Origin of the sequence: Archaeoglobus sp., from assembly GCF_017656475.1 — an archaeon.
GTDB lineage: Archaea > Halobacteriota > Archaeoglobi > Archaeoglobales > Archaeoglobaceae > Archaeoglobus.
In genome coordinates, this window is the sequence record NZ_JACDNT010000033.1 from 1 (window position 1) to 17825 (window position 17825).

Below are 17825 nucleotides of genomic sequence, written 5' to 3' on the forward strand. Positions count from 1 at the left end.
AAGATTGAACAAGTTAAAGAAGAGATTGGATTGAGGATTGTGTAAGCACCCTAAAAATTGTTTCGAATGCTACAGAATTCTGCTGATCGCCTCCGAAATATCCCACACCTCTATCAAACCCGCCTTTTTGATCGCATCAAAGTGCTTATCATTCGTAATAAGAATGGCATCTGTTTTCAGGCATGTTGCAGCGTGAACCGCGTCAGCAATCTCATTTTCTGGAAAATACTGCCTGCACACCTTAACCTCCTCATCTGAAGGATTTACGATAACAACCCTCAGTTTCAGAAACTCAAGAAAACTCTCAGCCTTCAATGTCCTGGCATATTTCTCATACTCCGCAAGCAGGACATCATTTGCCACCAGAATGTATTTCGGACTTGAAAATAAGTGTAAAACCAATTCAGTCGTTTTCGTCCAACCTTTCTTAACTGCAGCTATGAAAACGTTAGTATCAATAAGAAACCTTGTACTTCTTCCCTGCAATTCTATTACCTTCCCCCTCTATCTCCCTTTCCAGCTTTTCCAGATCAACAGATTTTGCCTTCTCAATAAGCTCTTCGAGCATCTTTCTAACATTAATTCTCTTGAGCACAACTGCATTCTCGTCTATATCTGCAACCAGAAACTCCTCTCCTGGTTTTATCTTCATCCTATCCCTTATTTCCTTGGGGAGCAGAATTCTGCCCTTTTCGTCAATCTTCACCACAGACATTTTCCCACATTTCCCACTTGGTTTGAGATTTTATAAAGGTTTTCCAGCTAATTGTTTTCAAGGCTATCTGCAGAGAATTAATCAAATCACTCAAAAAAGCTTTTAAATTCGCTGCAAATATGTATTATGGCATCTGAACTTCTTGAGAGAATTGAAAGACTTGAAAGCAAGATTGACAGAATACTCGAATTGCTTGAGGATCTAATTCTCACAGATGAGGAAGTTCAACTAATAAAAGAAGCGGATGAAATTATATCCAAAAAAGAGTTTGAGAAGCTAATTAAGTTATGACTTACGAACTTTACATACTTCCGAAGGCCAAGAAGAAGCTCGATAAATTCCCTCATTCTGAAAAAATAGAAGAGAGGCTTAAAGAGCTTAAAAACTTCCCAAACGTTCGTAATATTATTAAAATTGGTGAGAATCTATATAGAATGAGAATTGGAAGCTATAGAGCGCTTTTCAAAGTTTACGAAGCCGATTCGATAATAGTTATCGTGAATGTTGATGTTAGGGGGAGGGTTTACAAGCAATTTTAGTTAGAATGGGGATTGAATTAATAAATAATAACCTCCAGAAGTTTGGTCATTAAACACTTTGATCAATAGCGTCAACTTTGAATATGAGGTTCAGGTTTTCAAATTTTTCGGGTGATTTTTCAACTACATCCAAGATCCGCTTCAAATCCTCATCCATTAAATCTTAACCCTCCTCCTCCCAGTAAGCAAATCATTCATCAAACCCTTCTTAATCCTCTCAAGATTCTCCTTGCGTTTTCTTTCAAGTTCGAGTTTTTTATCAACAGTTGAAAGGATTTCTGCGATTTTTTGCTGTTCTTCGAGGGGTGGGAGGGGGATTTTTAAATTAAAAAAGCGTTCTGGGATGATACTGTGAACAGTAGATCCCCTCTTTACACATTTCAGGATAGCTGGTTCAAATGCTTTTAGACAGTAAGCTAAAAAGTTGGGTTCCATATTACTCTTTGGGGTTAGTGCCTTCAAATCCTGATTTATCGCAACAGGTACTCTATTTACTGCAATAGGTACTTTTTTTGCTAAAATTCCTGAGCGGAAAACCACCAATACTGAATTAGGCTGAATGAGTCTAGTCGAACTCTCTTTTACCGCTTCCTCTGTAATATGGTCTTGTGAATCATAGATTTCTTCAGTTTGCATATCTTTAGGTGAGATCCAAGGTATTGTGCCGTTCCAAAATTCTAACCGCTTTTTTGAAGGAGTCCCACCACCTACAGCCTCACAAATGTCACCAAGCCTAACAACCTCCCACTCCTTCGGAATCCTGCCAATCTCCGTATCCTTGAACTCAGTATGCCCAATCCCCTTTGTAAGGAGCTCCTGCATCAGCCCCTTCTTCAGCCTCTCAGTCTTCACTATGGCTTCATCAACCTTCTCTATTGCTTTATCCACAGTTGAGAGGATTTCTGCTATTTTGCGTTGTTCTGGGAGAGGTGGGAGCGGGATTTTTATTCTTTGAAAATCTTTATCGAGAAGATGCTTAACAGTTGTTTGGCTTGTTTGCACCTCGATAAGCTTAAGTGGTTTTTTTAGCGCGTAATAGAGGAAGATGTTGTCTAATTTCGATACATCTTTTGACCAGATTTTACAAACTCTTTGATTCAATAAACCTCTTGGTCCATTCCATAGATATATATCAAACTCTCCATCCATACTTATCAACAACTCGCCTTTTTCTACGATATATGCCGGATCATATGGTCCGGAATAGTATGCTTCTGTTGCGTTTTTGCCCAAATCTCTAATTCTTATAATCGGTAGACCTTCATAATGTTCATTGAAGAATTTTGAACTAAATGCAAAGCCTTTGAGTATATTAACATAGTCCGTTAGCCTTACAACCTCCCAATCCTCTGGAATTCTACCGATTGGTGTTTCTTTGTGACTCAATATTTAAACCTCCTAAACTTTTTCAGTAAATTCTAGCCCTATTTTATTGATTTCGTGGACGCTCAAAGTTCCTTCGTACTCTTCTGGTTTGAACAAACCGCCTTTTTCAAATAATGTAGCATAGCCTTTAACTAATTTTCTTCCGTCGATATGTGCTGTAATTTGCATTAGAATTGGTAGATGCTCCCGATATTTTATGTTCTCTATCTCAGAAATTTCATACAGAGGCAGACCGTCTATGAACCCTTTAAATCTCGCAAGTCCAACTCTCTCTAAAAATTCTGGAAAAACATTTGAGAAACTGAATCTGAGACTTAATCTGATCGATTCCTTCGGATGAAGTGTAATAGGCAACTCTTTGTGATCTACTGGCTTTTCGACAATGTATGGTCTTCCATCAGAGAATTTTGCAATTAGTTCAAGGTTAGCTTTATACTTTGTTTTATCGTATCTCAGAGCTCCAACAATATCTGTGATTGAAACTTTTTCACTTTCACTATCGTTGAAGAACGTCACTTCTACTGTAGTAATTAGGTTTTTTGAAGGAGCATCCCTTATATTCTGGAGTTCGTACACGCCTGTTGCATCAAAAATCTGCACTCTTCGTTTTAATTTTCTCCAAAGTAAGTATGCTACCGAAGTATAACCAGCTAATCCACCTCCTATACTTATAAGTTGGATGATACCCTCAATCATCCAACTTCACCTCGACCATCTTTCATCTCGTCAAAAAGCTGTTGGATCAATTTTTCAACACTTTTTTGGTCGATTTCAATATACAGAGGGTAGATATAGTCATTGGCATTTATATAAAGTATTAACTCACTTAGAACTTTCTTATTTCTCTTGTTCGAGTATTTAATATACTCCTTCAAAAATGAAGTTGGCAATGAAAATGAACCAATAATTCTACCCCTTTTGGAGGGAGAGTACCTTAATTGTATCATGTTCTCTCCACAAAGGAAAGCATGAGCCTTTAAAGGTTTTAATCTTGGCTTAAGTTTCTTATTTGTCAGAAAATGGATTACCCAAAATCTATCTAAAACACCTACATAAGATTCTGTGGCTTCAACAAGCTCTTCAAGCTTTTTCAACCTCTCAAGAAAGTTCTTTTTCCTGAATTTTTCAGGTAACGAATACAGCATTTTAAGATCTCTAAGGTTTAGGTACTCATTAGGTATTTCTCCGAATTTTATGGTTTTAAGGAGTGATTCTATTCTCTTTACGATCTTATTTATTACCTCCGAGTTCTCGTAAGATATGAAGTAGATTCCATGCACATACATCAGTGCCTGAGCGTTTTTCGCGTAACCTTTCGAAGAAAACATTACTGGAGCATACAAATACCGATCAGCGTAGAATATTTGCTCATATTTCGTGAGTGATTTTGATTTTGTATCTATTCGCGGATATTGAGAAACATCAATGTATGCCCCTAAAAAAGCTCTAACATCGTTAACTTTTACCTTTTTAGAATAATATTTTTAGAATAATATTTGCATTCTCCAATCAGCAGTATAGGGTAAACAAAAGGAATTGGAAATCTGTATATACCAACAACATCAGGTGCAAAAGTGCTACCTCTCCCATGTAGTTTTTTCTTAGTTTTTGTTAGTTGAGGGATGTCAATTTTATCTCTATCCACTTCAAAACCGGCCTTTTGAAGAAGCTGGGTTATAACTAGTTCAAATAATCTGCCTTTTAACAAATTCCTTTGTCTTGTTTGCACTCTTTTTGTTTTACGCTTCATATATCTCGTTCAAGTATGATTGTATTTTCCCTTCAATCTTTTCAATTTCTTTCTCAATAGCTTTCAACTCTCTCCACTCCTTAGCAACATCAATCACCTCAACCTCCTCCTGCGGAAATACGTAGAGCGTAACATTCAGGTTGTAGTCATTCTCCTTAATCTCATCAAGAGAAACAACCCTGCAGAACCCATCCCCATCCTTAAACTCCCTGTATGCATTCACGATTTTCTCAATATGCTTCTCTCCCAGACGATTCAGCTTTCTAACTTCAGGATGCTTTTCAAATTCATTGCTTGCATTTATGAACAGAATCCTACCTTTCCTCTCTTCAGGTTTCTGTTTGTTGAAAATTATGATCGCTCCGGGAGCTCCAGTATTGTAGAACAACTTCTCTGGCAGCAGTATTACACACTCAATCAGATCGTCCTCAATCACAGCCTTCCTTATCTGCTTCTCCTTGCCACCTCTGAAAAGGCATCCGTTATCTATTACAACCCCAACCTTTTTCTTTGCAGAAGCGAGCATATGCTGAATCCACGCCCAATCGGCTGATTGCTTGGGAGTGAAGCCATACTTAAACCTATCATCGTAGAATTCCGCCTTCTTCAACTCCTCCTCTCCATAGCCATCCTGATTCCATGGTGGATTAGCTATAACGATATCAAACTTCCTGAAAGTCTCTCCTTCCTTAAATCTCGGATTCTTTAGCGTATCTCCAACTTCAAGCTTAATGTCTTTTATACCGTGAACTATCGCATTCATCTTCGCTATAGCGTAGGTTGTGGGATTGACTTCCTGACCATAAAGAAACAGCTTCTTTGCCTCTTCCTCTCCATACTTCTGCTTCACGTAATCGTACGCTCTGATTAGCATCCTCGCATAGCCAGCGGCGGGATCGTAAACGCTATCCATCGGCTTAGGATCCACAATTTTAGCAATAAGCTCAACAACCTCAGATGGAGTGAAAACCTCTCCCTCCTTTGCTTTTTGTGGAGCAAAATAACCTATTATCCACTCATAAGCATCGCCAAGAATGCTATCGCTCGTTCTTCCCAAGTTGAGCCCACTGAAAAGCTCGAAAAGCTGGACAAGAATGTCAAAGTTATCCCTATGCCTAGTAAACTCAAGAAAATCGAGCCTGTCAACAACTCCCTGCAGTTCAGGATTTTTCTCAGCAAGGAGCTTTAAAGCTTCGGAAAGCTTAACAGGCAACTCGTTAATGTTCTTTCTCAACTCTTCCCAAGTATATTTCTCAGGATACTCAAACCTGTGGAAGGATTTATCCTTTGCAAGCTTCTCAGCTTCCTCCCTGCTTAATCCCTTATCGAGAAGAGTTTTCAGGGCTTCGTTGTACTCTCTCTTCCACTCATCGCTTAACCTTTTCAGGAAAAGGAGAACGAGAATGTATTTGTAATCAACTCTTGTTCTTATCAGATCAGCAGCCTGCTTGCAGGCTCTTATCAGCTCATCTCTTGTTGTCTCAATATCAATGTAATCAGCAAGAGTCATTAAATGGTGTAATTCAATCAATTATTTTTAGTTTTCTGAGAAGTTTTACTGGTTAGTTCTAGTAATCCCAGATTTTGTTGATCAATCCCCCATTGTTGATTTGCAGTTGAACCGATTTAGAGCGAAATCAACCTCAATCAACAAATCAATCAACACTCATCAACTGCGAATCAATCTGAATCAACTTTCTATCACCCTCTCAATCAACCCCTATCAACACTCAATCAACAAGTCAATCAACAGGAGATCAACCCAAATCAACGTTAAATCAACTCTATTCAACAACTAAATCGCTACCAAATCAAAGCCAATCAACCTTAAATCAACAGTGATCAACTCTATCAGCGATAAATCAACTTTTGTCACCAAGGAATCACCCTTATCAATCTCCTTTTATCCCCCATATCCCCTTATCAATCCCCTGGTGATCACCAATAATCCTCTTTAATCACTCTTCATCCTCCCATCAATCCCCCCCTAAAACACCATGGTGATAACCGAGAGGGACCATCTTTAGAGATCCTTCGGCAAGAGGTGATCAACTAAGTTTTTAACATACTTTCCTTCTACCTTGCAATTCTGATTAATGCGCATCCCTCTGGGTTTAAACAACCACATAAAGAGCGAAAGATGCTTTTTGCTTAGTTTTGAAAGTATGTGTTGCAAACTTTGTGTGTGCATTCCGTGAGTCTTTAAGATATTCAGCCATTGCTCTTGATAATTCTTCACCAAGATATTTATGGAGAGTTCTGTATTTGGCAAATACACGATTCTTGAAAGCTTCTAATACTTCAGCATCCACATGGATGTATTTTTTCTCTTTTTGAGGCATTTAGAATCTTCCACCTTACTTCACCAAAAAATGCGTTTTGGTTACCAACTTGCATGTTTTTAGGGAAATTTTTGCAAGTTGGTTACTTGGTAACCAAGTTTGGTAACTTGGTAACCGATTTGCAAAATATAGGTATAGATATAATAAAGAGTTTATGCATCTTGGCAACCAACTTGCAGTATTTGAACCTCTGATAATATCTCTGAGAGCTTCTTTTGGTGGTGTTATACTCCTGTTCCTTCGTGATGCACACACAAACTTTGCAGCAACAAAGTTCATTTTCTCTTCTTCTTACATAACGCCCTTGGAACATCCTTACAAGGTAGGGGTTGATTGATGACCTTCAAAATGGAAGGTTTAAGGCAAAGCCGTTTCCTCTGATCCATCCGCATCTCATGTTTATTGAACTTCATCTCTACGTTTTTTCTTACTTTCCTGAATTCTTCTCCTTTCGGAACATTCAACGCTAAATTTTCCTATGGTTATATGCACTCCACGCCCTATGTTCCACATGGAACAATCTGGAACATACTCTGAATCAACTTTCAGAAAGGAGATTTCGGCGAAAAACAACCGCAGAAGGGTTGATTTACACATCAGAATTTCAAAAGAGAATTATATATTTCTAAGAGAAAACTTTAATTACCGCTTTTCTGAGACTATCAACAAGCTTCTGGACTCTCTCAGGACTGAACAACCCTTTGAGATTTTAGTTTTTGGAAAAAGAATGGGCTCGGAGGGATTTGAACCCTCGACCTTCGCCTCGTCAAGGCGACGTCATAACCCCTAGACCACGAGCCCTCCAAGATGTGGTTTAGCAGCAGTCTTATGAATTTTACGGTTGTTCAGTGTAAGTTTCTGGATTTCTCAAATTTCCATGATTAAAGCAGTTTTCCCGCATTTTGTGAATAATCCTACAAAAGAAGTTCTAATCCAAATTAAGGGAAAGACTTTTAAATCAACGACTCCTTCTTTACCAACATGACAGAGGTTGAAAAAGGTATATACCTCCCGCGAAGTAAGATTGAAGAAATCAAGCGAAAAAGGTTCAGAAGCATTCTAAAGTACGTTTACGATAATTCTCCTTTTTACAGAAGACTTTTCAAGGATAACGGCATCGATATTGACTCCATAAAAGGTCCGGAGGACGTAAGCAAGCTTCCCTTAACAACAAAACAGCACCTCCGGGATGCTTACCCACTTAAAATGGCGTGCGTTCCCAAGGATAAGATAGTGAGGATTCAAATGAGTGGTGGAACGACGGGACAGCCTGTAATTATCCCCTACACTCGCCATGATGTAGAGCAGTGGAAGGAGATGCTTCTGAGAGATTTTCACCTTGCAGGAATAACGTCTAAAGATGTGATTCAGATCACTCCAGCCTTCGGTCTGTGGAATGGAGGCTTTGGATTCCATTTTGCTGCAGACGCGATAAACGCCTTCGTAATACCCATCGGAGCTGGAAACACCAGAAACCAGGTCAGGTTCATGGTTGACTTCGGCACAACTGTCCTGTGTGCGACTGCGAGCTATCCTTTGAGAATTGCCGAGGTTGCGGAGGAAATGGGATACAGTCCAGCAGAGCTTCCAGTTGAGAAAATGCTGCTTGGTGCCGAGCCATGGAGCGAGGAGATGAGGAGACAGATTGAGAAAACCTTTGACTGCAGAGCTTACGACATCCCCGGCTTAACAGAAATGGGGGGTGTTGGAACAGTAGGCTTCGAGTGTCCCCACCGTAATGGTCTGCATATCTGGGAGGACAACTACATCGTCGAAATAATCGACCCTGAGACAGGAGAGGTTGTTGAGGACGGAGAAGAAGGAGAGATCGTCTATACATCCCTCAACAGGGAGGCAATGCCCCTCATAAGGTACCGCAGCGGTGAGATTTCTGCTGTCGTTTCGAGGGAAAAGTGTGAATGCGGAATTGAGCACATGACGATAAAGCGGATAAGGGGTAGAACTGATGACATGGTGATTTACAAGGGTGTCAAGTTCTATCCGAGTGATGTCGAGCAGATTCTTGCCTCATACGGCGTTAGGCACTACAGAATTGAGGTAGGTAACGGGATAAGGGTAATTTTCGAGGGTGAGAACGGGCTTGCAGGGAAAGTTGCGAAAGACATTAAGGAGTTTTTGGGATTCAGTCCGAGAGTTGAGGTTATGCAGCCCGGATCGCTTGAGAGGTTTGAGGGTAAGGCTAAAAGGCTTTTCAGGGGGTGATAAAGTGGTAATTACGGTTGTTTATGCTGCATCTATTGGCCTTATGATTTTTGGATTCGCTGCTGCACTGTTAAAGGCGAGGAGAGTGGAATGATCATCGAGAGTGTACTTGTTGGTTACCTTGCATTGGTTATACTCATTGGTGTTTACGAATACAGGAAGACCAAGGGTTTGCTCGATTATTACCTCGCCGGCAAGAAGCTCGGAACGCTTGTGGTGAGCTTCTCCTTCTTCGCCACGTATTTCAGCACAGCAGCGTTTCTTGGCGGGGGAGGAACTGGATTCCTGCTTGGATTTCAGTGGTCGGCTTTTCTGACATTCTTCCACATACTGTTCGCAATACTGGCATGGATGGTTATAGCACCTCCGATGAAGAAGGTTGCGGATGAATACGGAGCAATAACTATTCCAGAGCTCTTCAGAAAAAGGGCGGGAGTTTTAAGCCAGGTTGTTGCTGCTCTTGTGATGATCGTATTTTTCGAACTCTACATGGTCTCAATATATAAGGGAGCTGGAAATCTGCTTCAGGTCATGCTTTCAATGGACTACACCACCGGACTCGTGATTACGGCCTTAATCGTGATGATTTACACCGCAATTGGCGGTTTCAGGGCAGTGGTGATGACAGACCTCATTCAGGGCATAATTGTGCTCATTGGTGGTGTTGCCCTCTTTCTAACACTCATTTACTCGCTTGGTGGTTTAAGTTCTGCAATTGAGGCCTTGAGCAACGCGAAAATATTCGGAGGGATGAGTGGAAAGGCGCTCTTTGAGATTAGTAAAGTCGGCCCTCCACCGATACTGAAGGCCGGAATGATCGTCCCGTTCGTCCTGAGCCTGACTTTCGCCATAAGCGTCGCTCAGCTCGCTAGCCCGCAGCTTGTTGTTAGATTCGTTGCGGCGAGGGACAGCAGGGTTATTGCAAACGGGATGATCCTGACACCGCTGATTATAGGAATTTTTGCAATCTGCGTTTTCAGTATCGGACCATTCGGCTGGGTTGTAATTCCGAAATACACTGATGACATCACGGCTTTCCTTAAAGATACGGATTTGGTAGTGCCCTTTATCGCAATGAAGCTGTTTCCAGCCGGAATCAATGCTTTGCTCCTCACAGCAATAATCGCAGCGGCAATGTCGACCATAAACTCCCTTATCCACTTGGTAGCGACAGCCTTTGTAAGAGATTTGGTGCAGAACGTGAAAAGCCTTGAGGAAAAAACAGCATTAAACCTGACGAGGGTAGCGGTCTTCATATTCGCTGCAGTACCGGTGGTTTTTGCGGTTAAGCCCATGGGAGTTATCGTTGAGATTGTAGGAGTGAGCTTCTCAGTAATAACCTCTGCATTCCTCGTTCCACTAATAGCCTGCCTTTACAGTGAAAGGCCAAACTCTGCAGCCATCTCAGCCTCAATGGTAGCTGCAGTGATTGCGAGCATTCTCTGGTACTTCTACTACTACAAGGTCTACTGGATTTACCCGGTCGTGCCGGGATTGGTTGTGTCGGTTGCAGTCTTTGTGCTGTTCAGTCTCGCGTTTCCGCAGCCTTCAAAGGCCGAAGCGTGAAAACAAGTTCCGTATTTTTTTCTTTTAAATACTCTACCATTTCCCTGTTTAAGTCGCATGCTGCCTTGTTTGCCCTAACGAGAAGTGTTCTGGGGCAGGTGTAGGTACTCTTCCTTACCACGATGTCCTCTGGGTGATTTAAAGTGAGGTTGCTATCTCCCTTTCCAATAACCATCTCCGAAATGCCGTAGTCGGGGAGGGAAAGTTCAACTTCGAAAAAATGCCCCGCTTTCAAAAGAGCCTTCAGGTCTTCAGGCAAATCTACAAGAGTTTTGTCTGCCCCAACACCAATGATGCAATCTCCTCTTGGTGTTAAGTGCTCGCTCTTCGTTATTTCAAAAGTGGTTCTGTGAGTTGCCCTGATATTTTTATGACCATGTGCAAAAATTTTAAACATGAAAAAGAGGAAAAAGTTACTTCTTGGCGAGAGTTATCTCGATAGCCGAAACGTTTGCGGTTCCCTGCTCGCCCTCAATCTGCTCAGTTGAGATTTTAATGTCCTTCACATCAACATCTGGCAGGAAGCGCTTTCTGACAATCTCTGCAACATCCACTGCTCTGCTAATCGCCCTACCTCTCGCCTTAATCGAAACTTCCGTCGCTCCACTGTTGAACTGCGTCAACACAGCCAGCACGTAATTCATCACAGGCTTGTTCCCAACAAACACCGAATTCTCTGCCATTTTTCTCGACCCCCTTTTGTTTTTTGTGATGAGAAAAAGTATTGGGTTATATTAAATTTTCTACGCTAAGAGCTTTCAGAGTTGACGCATTTGTTCTAAATTATCATTATTAAAACAAATGAGCGATATTTTTTAGTATTAACCTGACCGTGAATGTAGGCAGGAAAAACATTGCCCATGTGATTCTCCCAACCACTCTTTTTTAAGTTCGTAAAAAGTCCCTTCGATTATAGAATTCCTTATCTTCTCCATCAGTTTGAGGATAAAGTAGAGGTTGTGGTAAGTGGCGAGGCGGAAGTAAAGCAGCTCGTTTGCTTTGTAAAGGTGCCTTAAATACGCTCTGGAGTAGTTCTGGCATACGAGGCAGTCGCAAGTTCTGTCCACTGGCCTCGTATCTCTCGTGAAGGCTGAATTCTTGATGTGTATTCTGAATTTGTTCTTGACATTCCCCCCTTCAGCCGGGCTGACGTAGAGGTGTCCTCTTCTCGCCCATCGCGCTGGAGCCACGCAGTCGAACATGTCAACTCCCTTTTCCGTGCAGTTGAACAAATCTTCAACAGCACCTATGCCGAGAAGGTGTCTTGGCTTCTCCTCTGGAAGAAGGGGGATGACCCAGTCGAGAATGTTGAGCATGTCCTGCTTGCTTTTTCCCAACGACCCTCCAATGCCATAGCCGGCAAAATCCCTCTCAGCCATGAACTTTGCCGACTTCTCCCTCAAATCTCTGTACTCTCCACCCTGCACAACTCCGAATAAAGCCTGTCTTTTGTCGTAATATTCCAAGCATTCTTCAGCCCAGCGATGCGTTCTTTCAAGAGCTTTCTCTGTGTATTTTCTGTCAGAGAGTGGAGATGTGCACTCGTCGAAGGCAAAGATTATGTCCGACCCGAGGTTGGACTGGATTTCCATGGACTTTTTTGGTGTTAGCTCCACGATTCTTCCAGATTTGGGGTCCTTAAACCTGACTCCTCTATCATTTACAAAGGCAAACTTCCCTCTCTCCACCTCCTTGAGCTTCTCCTCCTTCAATCCCTCAAGGAAGATGTTGTTTGCAATCTTTCCAACCCCATGCTCAAGTCCGTAGCCAAGGGAGAATGCCTGAAAACCGCCTGAGTCAGTGACAATGGGCCCATCAAAGTTCATGAATTTGTGCAACCCTCCAAGTTCCCTGATAAGCTCATCCCCCGGCCTTAAGTGTAGATGGTATGTGTTTGCCAGAATTACCTCAACACCCATATCTTTCAAATCCCTGTTGTCCAACCCCCTGATGGCTCCGAGAGTGGCTACAGGGATGAAAACTGGAGTTTTAAAGCTTCCATGACTCGTTTTGACCACTCCAACGCGCATCCTGTCCAGTGTTGCCTTTATCTTGAATTTCATCTGCCTGAGATTTTGACCTGAAACTTAAAAGTCATTCGTACCTTAAAGCCTCAATCGGCTCAAGCCTTGAAGCCCTCCAAGCGGGATAAAGCCCACTTGCAATTGCTGTAACAGTGCCAACAACAAATCCCTCACTGATGTAAAAGGCTGATGAGAGGTGGAGAATGTATGCGGTCGAGAAACCCATCATTGAGATTATGTAGTATCCTCCGGCTAAACTAAGAACTGCCCCTACTACGCTTCCAACAACTCCAAGTATGGTGGCCTCCATAAGAAATATCAGCACGATAGTCTCTTTGAATGCACCGATAGCTCTCATAACTCCAATCTCCTTCGTCCTTTCGAATGTTGACATTAACATGATGTTCAAAATACTTACCCCTGCAACAAGTAGGGAAATTGCTGCTATCGCCATCAGAAATTGTGTCATCGAGTTCATACTCTCTTCTACACTTTCTATCAGTGACTGGAAGTCCCTGATTTCGACCTTTTCATCTTTTTTGTTGATAAGACTGTCTATGCTCTCTTCAATCGTATCAACATAAGCAATGCTTTCCGCCTCTATAACAACTAAACTGTATCCCTCCTGGTCGTAGAGATTGTCGAAATCATCCATTGAAATGAAAACGGCCATATCCGGGCTTATTCCAGCTTTCATACCCTGTTCTTCGAGAACCCCGGCAACCTTGAAATTCTTATCTTCTATGGAAACTTTATCTCCAACTTCCACTCCAAAATCCTCGGCAACTCTGTAACCAATGACGGCAGTTCCTTTAAGCTTTATGCTCCCTTCATAGACATTGTAGAGTTTCTTCAAATCATCTTCATCTTTTACCCCATAAATGTTTATAAAAGCCTTATTGTCTTTATATTCCACTTCTCCTCTTTCATCCTTCAGCGCAATTGCGTAATCTATGTAGTTTACTTTTTCAATCAGTTCGACATCATCCTCGTCAATTCCAGAGTAGCCTTCGGTATATCTTGGCAGAATGAGAATCGTGTCAGCTTCATCCTGAAACCTCTCAAGAACAGTTTGTTTCATCGTGTTGCCGAAGATGCCAATAGATGCGATGGCCATAACTCCGATTACAATCCCCACTACTGCAAGAATGCTCCTAGCTCTTGCCCTTTCCAGGTTCCTCCTTGCCAGCTCAAAATACATCCTCCACCACCTTTCCATCCCTAATCCTTACCACCCTGTCCACATAATCGGCAAGTGACGGATCGTGGGTAACAAGAACAACAGTAACCCTCTCTTCCTCGTTGAGTTTCTTCAATATGTCCATAATCTGCCTCCCACTTCTTGTGTCGAGGTTTCCTGTAGGTTCATCGCAAAGTAAAATGGACGGATTATTCGCCAGAGCTCTCGCAATCGCAACCCTCTGCTGCTGACCACCGCTCATTTCTCTCGGCATCCTGTTTGCCAGCTCCTCTATTCCAACAATTTTGAGCAACTCTCTTGCTCTAGCCTCCCTTTCTGCTTTGCTTAAACCCCTGAACACCATCGGGAGTTCAACGTTCTCAAGAGCGGTTAATGTGGGGATGAGGTTGTACTGCTGGAAGATGAAGCCTATTGTATCTCTACGAAGCTCAGTGAGTTCTCTGTCGCTGAGTATTGATGTCTCAACGCCGTTTATAATCACCTCACCTCTCGTTGGTTTGTCGAGACAGCCGATTATATTGAGCAGAGTTGATTTTCCACTGCCCGATGGTCCCATTATAGCTACGAACTCTCCTTCTTTGACAGCCATGTTTACACATTCGAGCGCTTTTACCTCGTAGTACTCTGTTTTGTAGATTTTATAGACATCAACCAGTTCTACTACCTTCATTCTTCCTTTTCCTCCTCTTTCGGTATATTGCAAAAACACCGATTGCTGTTACTGCTGTAACAATGACAAGGTTGGTGGGAGTGACAATACCCTGCTGCCTGGGTGGCATTTCAGTTGCTGTTTCTATTGGATTGAGCTCGTAGCTCTTCGTGATGCTGTGAACTTCACCAATTTCATTGGTCCACTCTACCACCACCGTGGCACTCCTTTCGCTCCCACTCGCTGGAATACTGAAGCTGTCCGAATCTGAAGGCTCTATCTCCCCGATGAAGTACTCCTCCCTGTCATTTCCGAAGTCAAGGTAAACTATAACGTTCTTGGCATAGCTTGATCCTCTGTTTACCACATCTCCGCTTACGGTTATCTCCAGTCTTGATGTGGTTGAGCTTGTTGGTGGACCGAGCATTCCTCTTGGCTGCACCGATCCTACAGATACGCTTTTGGTTTCGATCTCAACGCCAGAAACGTCAACTGCTGGAATATTCTGAACATTAATGGTTATGGACTTATTCAGCTCCACTTCGTTTCCGAACTCATCCCTGTAGCTGATTATCAGAGTTATCTCATCCTTCCCACTTTTTTCTGGAGAGTAGAACAGAGTGACTTTAGAACTGTAACCGCTCTCCAATTTTGCGATTTCGTCACTCGAGAGCAAAGTTATTCCGTTGTTTGATGAAGCTAAAATTTTGATATTATTAACAGCCTCATCTCTCAAGTTCGAGATCGTGACTGGGATATCAACTACGTCGTATAGGAAGGCTGAGGTCTGGGGTACTGAGACATTTACAACGAGATCGTTTCCATCCTGGAAAGCTGGGGTGAGTTTGACGCTGTAGCTATGATAGTTATTACCACTGTAGAATGAAATTCTAAATTCGTAGTCACACTGTTCTCCATAAAATCTGATTGGCACCTCTGCTGTCCCTGAAACCGATGAAAGAACGATTTTATCCGGCTCAGATTCGAAAAGAGGGTCGATGACAACGTTCTCTATCTCCACCGGGGACGATATGATGAGGCTGAGGCTGTTGACTTCTCCAATTTTCACATTCTTGCTTAATGAGAGTTCAGGCATTCTTTCTTCTACGAAAAGCGTGAAGTAACTTCTCACTGCACCGCTTTCTGTGTAAAATGCGACCTCAACGTTATGCACCCCCTCTTTTTCTGCTTTAACTGCGAAGCTAAATGTGTGTGTGTGGATTGAGGTGGTATGTAGCCAAGATCGAAGGAGTTATAGGAAACGCCATAACTCTGAACTCTGAAAGATGTAACCTTCACAGCGCTTTCAAGCGGGTTATATAAAGTCACAGTGACAATTGCTGAATCCCCAACAAAAAGGCTCTGCGGCTCGACTGTCAAACTCTGAATAGCTATGCTGCTGTTATCCTCTGCCATGGCTGTTTGACAGAGGAGCAAAGCTGTTAAGCCTACGATTATCAGTTTTAACCTCATACTTTAGTTGTAAAGCCCGTGATATTTAATTTCGAAGAAATACAGATGTATATCTTAAGTCCATTTCTGTCATTGTTCACTGAATAAAAACGGGGGGAAAGGTAGTTCTAAAAAATCAAAAGTCAATAAAAAATCTTCGCGGAAATTCCATAACGAAAACAGTCCCTCGTGGCTCGTTATCTTCCACCCAGATTTTTCCCCCTAAGCTTTTTACAAGCTCTTTAACGATATGGAGTCCTTGTCCTGTACCCGTCGAACCTTCACCTTTAAATCCTGAGCTAAAAATTTTGTTTTTTATATCATCAGATATGCCCTTTCCGTAGTCTATGACGCGTATGAAGCACTTTCCTCGTCCTCTCTCTATTCTCACGTCAATTCTATCAGTACCAGAGTGCCACACAGCATTCTGAAAAAGATTTCCGAAAATAGTGCTGAAAACACCCCCATTAGCGAAAATTTGGCACTCTCCCTTTACTGTAATCGGTATATCAAAATATTTAGCCACTTCCTTTACTATTTTTTCGACCTTGAAGTATTTCCGTTCACCTTCAATCGCAAATTCTTCGAGCAATTTGGAGTTTTTAACGGAGAATATTGCCCTATGTATCGAAGCTTTGGCTTTTTCCAAATGCTCTTCATTCCGCGTTTCCCCATACATCTCAAGATACAATAGAGACGAAGTTAGGGCATTCATAACATCATGGCGAAGCACGGCGATAGAGTTTCTTAATAACCTTATGGTTTCATTTCCACGAACACATCCAGAGCTAATTTCCTTAACCTTCATTTTCACCACCTTGATAGGTTAACTCTTGCTTCAACCTCTGGGCAAAGATGGTCTTTCATCTCCCACGATTTCTCGTATTTCTTCCATAATCTTTCTCAGTTCCTCCAAACTTGCCGAATTACTTGCCTCCTCCTTTAAAGACTCAAGTCTTGAAATTGCATCAGCATCCACACCCTCCCTCTTAAGCACATCAATCGTTCGATTTAGAATTTCCAAAACTGCTTTTTTGCCCTTTTCAAGATCATCCAATGGTAGTGGCGGTTGAGTCGAGTTAACTGGCTGTGGTGTTGGTGCTCTGCTTTCATTGTCGGATATCTCTTTATCAGCAGGATTTCCACTAGCAGGTTGGTATTTTGCGCGTTCCCTCAATTCATCGTTCGCTGTACATCCTACAAGAAAAATTCCGGCTATCAGCATGAGTGCAAAAATTTCCCTTCTCATTTCAACACCCCCAAAAAAATTAATAAATTAGAATTATTAAACTTCACCATTAGGCCTAAGACCCGCAATCGGCTTATGTGGATGGACTCCCGAATCCTCCAAGATCTCTCTGACGTTTTCCATTACTTCTCTCAGTTCCTCCATGCTTGTTGCTTGACTAACTTCTTCCTTCAGGGATTCGAGCTTGCTGACTGCATCGGTATTGTTGTCTTTCTCAAGCCTCTCAATGGCTCTCTCAATTTGTTTCAGTGACATTTCTTTAGCTCTTTCCAACGCTTGCTCTTCCATAATACTCTTCAGTTCGTCTGCTGAGTTCGCACTCTCAACCTTCTCCTTCAGCGTTTGGAGTTTGCTTATTTTCATCTCAATTTCGCTGAGAATCCTTTCCTTCACTTCCTCGAAGTTATCTTCGTTTATTTCCAGCTTTGGCAATTCAGGCTGCTGGTGTCCTACTGCACCTGCCGATGCGACTCCTACAACCACCAGAACCAGCAGTCCTACCAGTATTTTTCTCACTTTGCATCACCTCCCCTCTTCTTTAACAATTACAGGAAATCCAGTTATATAAGTAGGAAGAAATGAAAATGTGCATCTTTGATCCATCTTCAGGCGACAGAATTTTATTGTAAAAGTGAGAAAATGTCAGAAGTCAATAAAAATGAGAAAAATTTACCCCTCAATAGGTTCTCCATTTGGCCAGTAGCCGAAGGGTTGCTTTTCCAGCTTCAT

22 protein-coding genes and 1 tRNA gene are annotated in these 17825 nt (G+C 42.0%); 4 read left to right on the plus strand and 19 right to left on the minus strand.

Translation table 11 applies throughout. The features are described from left to right. Positions 1-69: 69 nt before the first annotated feature. Complete coding sequence (locus H0Z19_RS09250; protein WP_365892657.1) at positions 70-486, minus strand: PIN domain-containing protein; 417 nt, start codon at positions 484-486, stop codon at positions 70-72. After that, positions 455-715: an AbrB/MazE/SpoVT family DNA-binding domain-containing protein gene (locus H0Z19_RS09255; protein WP_290725983.1), complete on the minus strand. Its 261-nt coding sequence runs from the start codon at positions 713-715 to the stop codon at positions 455-457. The genes H0Z19_RS09250 and H0Z19_RS09255 overlap by 32 nt, the downstream gene beginning before the upstream one ends. Positions 716-841: 126 nt before the next feature. Here H0Z19_RS09255 and H0Z19_RS09260 point away from each other — a divergent pair, with 126 nt between their 5' ends. Further along, positions 842-1006: a hypothetical protein gene (locus tag H0Z19_RS09260; RefSeq protein ID WP_290725985.1), complete on the plus strand. Its 165-nt coding sequence runs from the start codon at positions 842-844 to the stop codon at positions 1004-1006. After that, positions 1003-1254, plus strand: a complete 252-nt coding sequence (locus H0Z19_RS09265) for a type II toxin-antitoxin system RelE/ParE family toxin (RefSeq protein WP_290725986.1) — start codon at positions 1003-1005, stop codon at positions 1252-1254. The genes H0Z19_RS09260 and H0Z19_RS09265 overlap by 4 nt, the downstream gene beginning before the upstream one ends. Before the next feature lie 156 nt (positions 1255-1410). Here the strand turns inward: H0Z19_RS09265 and H0Z19_RS09270 are convergent, their stop codons facing one another. From H0Z19_RS09270 to H0Z19_RS09300, 7 genes are all read right to left on the minus strand, one after another. Further along, on the minus strand, positions 1411-2640 hold the full coding sequence (locus H0Z19_RS09270) for a restriction endonuclease subunit S (RefSeq protein ID WP_290725987.1): 1230 nt from the start codon (positions 2638-2640) through the stop codon (positions 1411-1413). Between the two features lie 12 nt (positions 2641-2652). Beyond that, positions 2653-3336, minus strand: a complete 684-nt coding sequence (locus H0Z19_RS09275; RefSeq protein WP_290725989.1) for a hypothetical protein — start codon at positions 3334-3336, stop codon at positions 2653-2655. Next, a complete protein-coding gene (locus H0Z19_RS09280; protein ID WP_290725991.1) occupies positions 3333-3983 on the minus strand; it encodes a hypothetical protein in 651 nt (216 codons plus the stop codon). Before H0Z19_RS09280 ends, H0Z19_RS09275 begins: the two co-directional genes overlap by 4 nt. 119 nt (positions 3984-4102) lie before the next feature. After that, positions 4103-4390, minus strand: coding sequence for a hypothetical protein (locus H0Z19_RS09285; protein WP_290725993.1), 288 nt, complete (start codon positions 4388-4390; stop codon positions 4103-4105). Further along, on the minus strand, positions 4380-5900 hold the full coding sequence (locus H0Z19_RS09290) for a class I SAM-dependent DNA methyltransferase (protein ID WP_290725994.1): 1521 nt from the start codon (positions 5898-5900) through the stop codon (positions 4380-4382). Before H0Z19_RS09290 ends, H0Z19_RS09285 begins: the two co-directional genes overlap by 11 nt. A gap of 604 nt (positions 5901-6504) precedes the next feature. Further along, entirely contained in the window at positions 6505-6732 is a 228-nt protein-coding gene (locus H0Z19_RS09295; protein WP_290725996.1) for a hypothetical protein, read from the minus strand. A 728-nt stretch (positions 6733-7460) separates the two neighbouring features. After that, positions 7461-7533 (minus strand) — tRNA-Val (locus H0Z19_RS09300). Positions 7534-7713: 180 nt separating this feature from the next. On the opposite strand from H0Z19_RS09300, the gene H0Z19_RS09305 reads away from it, so the two are divergent. Both H0Z19_RS09305 and H0Z19_RS09310 read left to right on the plus strand, forming a co-directional pair. After that, positions 7714-8955, plus strand: a complete 1242-nt coding sequence (locus H0Z19_RS09305; protein ID WP_290725997.1) for a phenylacetate--CoA ligase family protein — start codon at positions 7714-7716, stop codon at positions 8953-8955. 90 nt (positions 8956-9045) lie between these two features. Then, positions 9046-10521 (plus strand): sodium/solute symporter, encoded by a 1476-nt coding sequence (locus H0Z19_RS09310; protein WP_290725999.1) that lies wholly within the window; start codon positions 9046-9048, stop codon positions 10519-10521. Here H0Z19_RS09310 and H0Z19_RS09315 read toward each other — a convergent pair. From H0Z19_RS09315 to H0Z19_RS09360, 10 genes are all read right to left on the minus strand, one after another. Next, positions 10481-10918, minus strand: coding sequence for a DUF371 domain-containing protein (locus tag H0Z19_RS09315; RefSeq protein WP_290726001.1), 438 nt, complete (start codon positions 10916-10918; stop codon positions 10481-10483). The two genes, H0Z19_RS09310 and H0Z19_RS09315, sit on opposite strands and share 41 nt — an antisense overlap. A gap of 16 nt (positions 10919-10934) precedes the next feature. Beyond that, positions 10935-11204 (minus strand): DNA-binding protein Alba, encoded by a 270-nt coding sequence (albA, locus tag H0Z19_RS09320; protein WP_290726003.1) that lies wholly within the window; start codon positions 11202-11204, stop codon positions 10935-10937. A 138-nt stretch (positions 11205-11342) separates the two neighbouring features. Continuing rightward, positions 11343-12584 (minus strand): tRNA guanosine(34) transglycosylase Tgt, encoded by a 1242-nt coding sequence (gene tgt, locus H0Z19_RS09325; protein ID WP_290726005.1) that lies wholly within the window; start codon positions 12582-12584, stop codon positions 11343-11345. 31 nt (positions 12585-12615) lie between these two features. Further along, positions 12616-13746: an ABC transporter permease gene (locus H0Z19_RS09330; protein ID WP_290726007.1), complete on the minus strand. Its 1131-nt coding sequence runs from the start codon at positions 13744-13746 to the stop codon at positions 12616-12618. Next, positions 13736-14416 carry an ABC transporter ATP-binding protein gene (locus H0Z19_RS09335; RefSeq protein WP_290726009.1) on the minus strand — a complete coding sequence of 227 codons (681 nt, stop codon included), beginning with the start codon at positions 14414-14416 and terminating at the stop codon, positions 13736-13738. Before H0Z19_RS09335 ends, H0Z19_RS09330 begins: the two co-directional genes overlap by 11 nt. Then, positions 14394-15569, minus strand: coding sequence for a hypothetical protein (locus tag H0Z19_RS09340; protein ID WP_290726011.1), 1176 nt, complete (start codon positions 15567-15569; stop codon positions 14394-14396). The genes H0Z19_RS09335 and H0Z19_RS09340 overlap by 23 nt, the downstream gene beginning before the upstream one ends. Then, the gene (locus H0Z19_RS09345; protein ID WP_290726013.1) at positions 15524-15868 is read right to left on the minus strand and encodes a hypothetical protein; all 345 of its coding nucleotides are present in this window, start codon (positions 15866-15868) and stop codon (positions 15524-15526) included. Before H0Z19_RS09345 ends, H0Z19_RS09340 begins: the two co-directional genes overlap by 46 nt. 115 nt (positions 15869-15983) lie before the next feature. Continuing rightward, positions 15984-16655 carry a HAMP domain-containing sensor histidine kinase gene (locus H0Z19_RS09350; protein ID WP_290726015.1) on the minus strand — a complete coding sequence of 224 codons (672 nt, stop codon included), beginning with the start codon at positions 16653-16655 and terminating at the stop codon, positions 15984-15986. 30 nt (positions 16656-16685) lie between these two features. Continuing rightward, positions 16686-17096 (minus strand): hypothetical protein, encoded by a 411-nt coding sequence (locus H0Z19_RS09355; protein WP_290726016.1) that lies wholly within the window; start codon positions 17094-17096, stop codon positions 16686-16688. A 36-nt stretch (positions 17097-17132) separates the two neighbouring features. Beyond that, on the minus strand, positions 17133-17612 hold the full coding sequence (locus H0Z19_RS09360; RefSeq protein WP_290726018.1) for a hypothetical protein: 480 nt from the start codon (positions 17610-17612) through the stop codon (positions 17133-17135). Positions 17613-17825 lie beyond the last annotated feature (213 nt).

Bases quoted from the DNA above. Each gene is read 5' to 3' on its own strand.
- H0Z19_RS09265 (WP_290725986.1), top strand. From the start codon at position 1,003: ATGACTTACGAACTTTACATACTTCCGAAGGCCAAGAAGAAGCTCGAT.
- H0Z19_RS09350 (WP_290726015.1), bottom strand. From the start codon at position 16,655: ATGAAGGTTAAGGAAATTAGCTCTGGATGTGTTCGTGGAAATGAAACC.
- H0Z19_RS09305 (WP_290725997.1), top strand. From the start codon at position 7,714: ATGACAGAGGTTGAAAAAGGTATATACCTCCCGCGAAGTAAGATTGAA.
- H0Z19_RS09260 (WP_290725985.1), top strand. From the start codon at position 842: ATGGCATCTGAACTTCTTGAGAGAATTGAAAGACTTGAAAGCAAGATT.
- H0Z19_RS09315 (WP_290726001.1), bottom strand. From the start codon at position 10,918: ATGTTTAAAATTTTTGCACATGGTCATAAAAATATCAGGGCAACTCAC.
- tgt (WP_290726005.1), bottom strand. From the start codon at position 12,584: ATGAAATTCAAGATAAAGGCAACACTGGACAGGATGCGCGTTGGAGTG.
- H0Z19_RS09275 (WP_290725989.1), bottom strand. From the start codon at position 3,336: ATGATTGAGGGTATCATCCAACTTATAAGTATAGGAGGTGGATTAGCT.
- H0Z19_RS09335 (WP_290726009.1), bottom strand. From the start codon at position 14,416: ATGAAGGTAGTAGAACTGGTTGATGTCTATAAAATCTACAAAACAGAG.
- H0Z19_RS09330 (WP_290726007.1), bottom strand. From the start codon at position 13,746: ATGTATTTTGAGCTGGCAAGGAGGAACCTGGAAAGGGCAAGAGCTAGG.
- albA (WP_290726003.1), bottom strand. From the start codon at position 11,204: ATGGCAGAGAATTCGGTGTTTGTTGGGAACAAGCCTGTGATGAATTAC.
- H0Z19_RS09255 (WP_290725983.1), bottom strand. From the start codon at position 715: ATGTCTGTGGTGAAGATTGACGAAAAGGGCAGAATTCTGCTCCCCAAG.
- H0Z19_RS09295 (WP_290725996.1), bottom strand. From the start codon at position 6,732: ATGCCTCAAAAAGAGAAAAAATACATCCATGTGGATGCTGAAGTATTA.
- H0Z19_RS09345 (WP_290726013.1), bottom strand. From the start codon at position 15,868: ATGAGGTTAAAACTGATAATCGTAGGCTTAACAGCTTTGCTCCTCTGT.
- H0Z19_RS09355 (WP_290726016.1), bottom strand. From the start codon at position 17,096: ATGAGAAGGGAAATTTTTGCACTCATGCTGATAGCCGGAATTTTTCTT.
- H0Z19_RS09290 (WP_290725994.1), bottom strand. From the start codon at position 5,900: ATGACTCTTGCTGATTACATTGATATTGAGACAACAAGAGATGAGCTG.
- H0Z19_RS09310 (WP_290725999.1), top strand. From the start codon at position 9,046: ATGATCATCGAGAGTGTACTTGTTGGTTACCTTGCATTGGTTATACTC.
- H0Z19_RS09285 (WP_290725993.1), bottom strand. From the start codon at position 4,390: ATGAAGCGTAAAACAAAAAGAGTGCAAACAAGACAAAGGAATTTGTTA.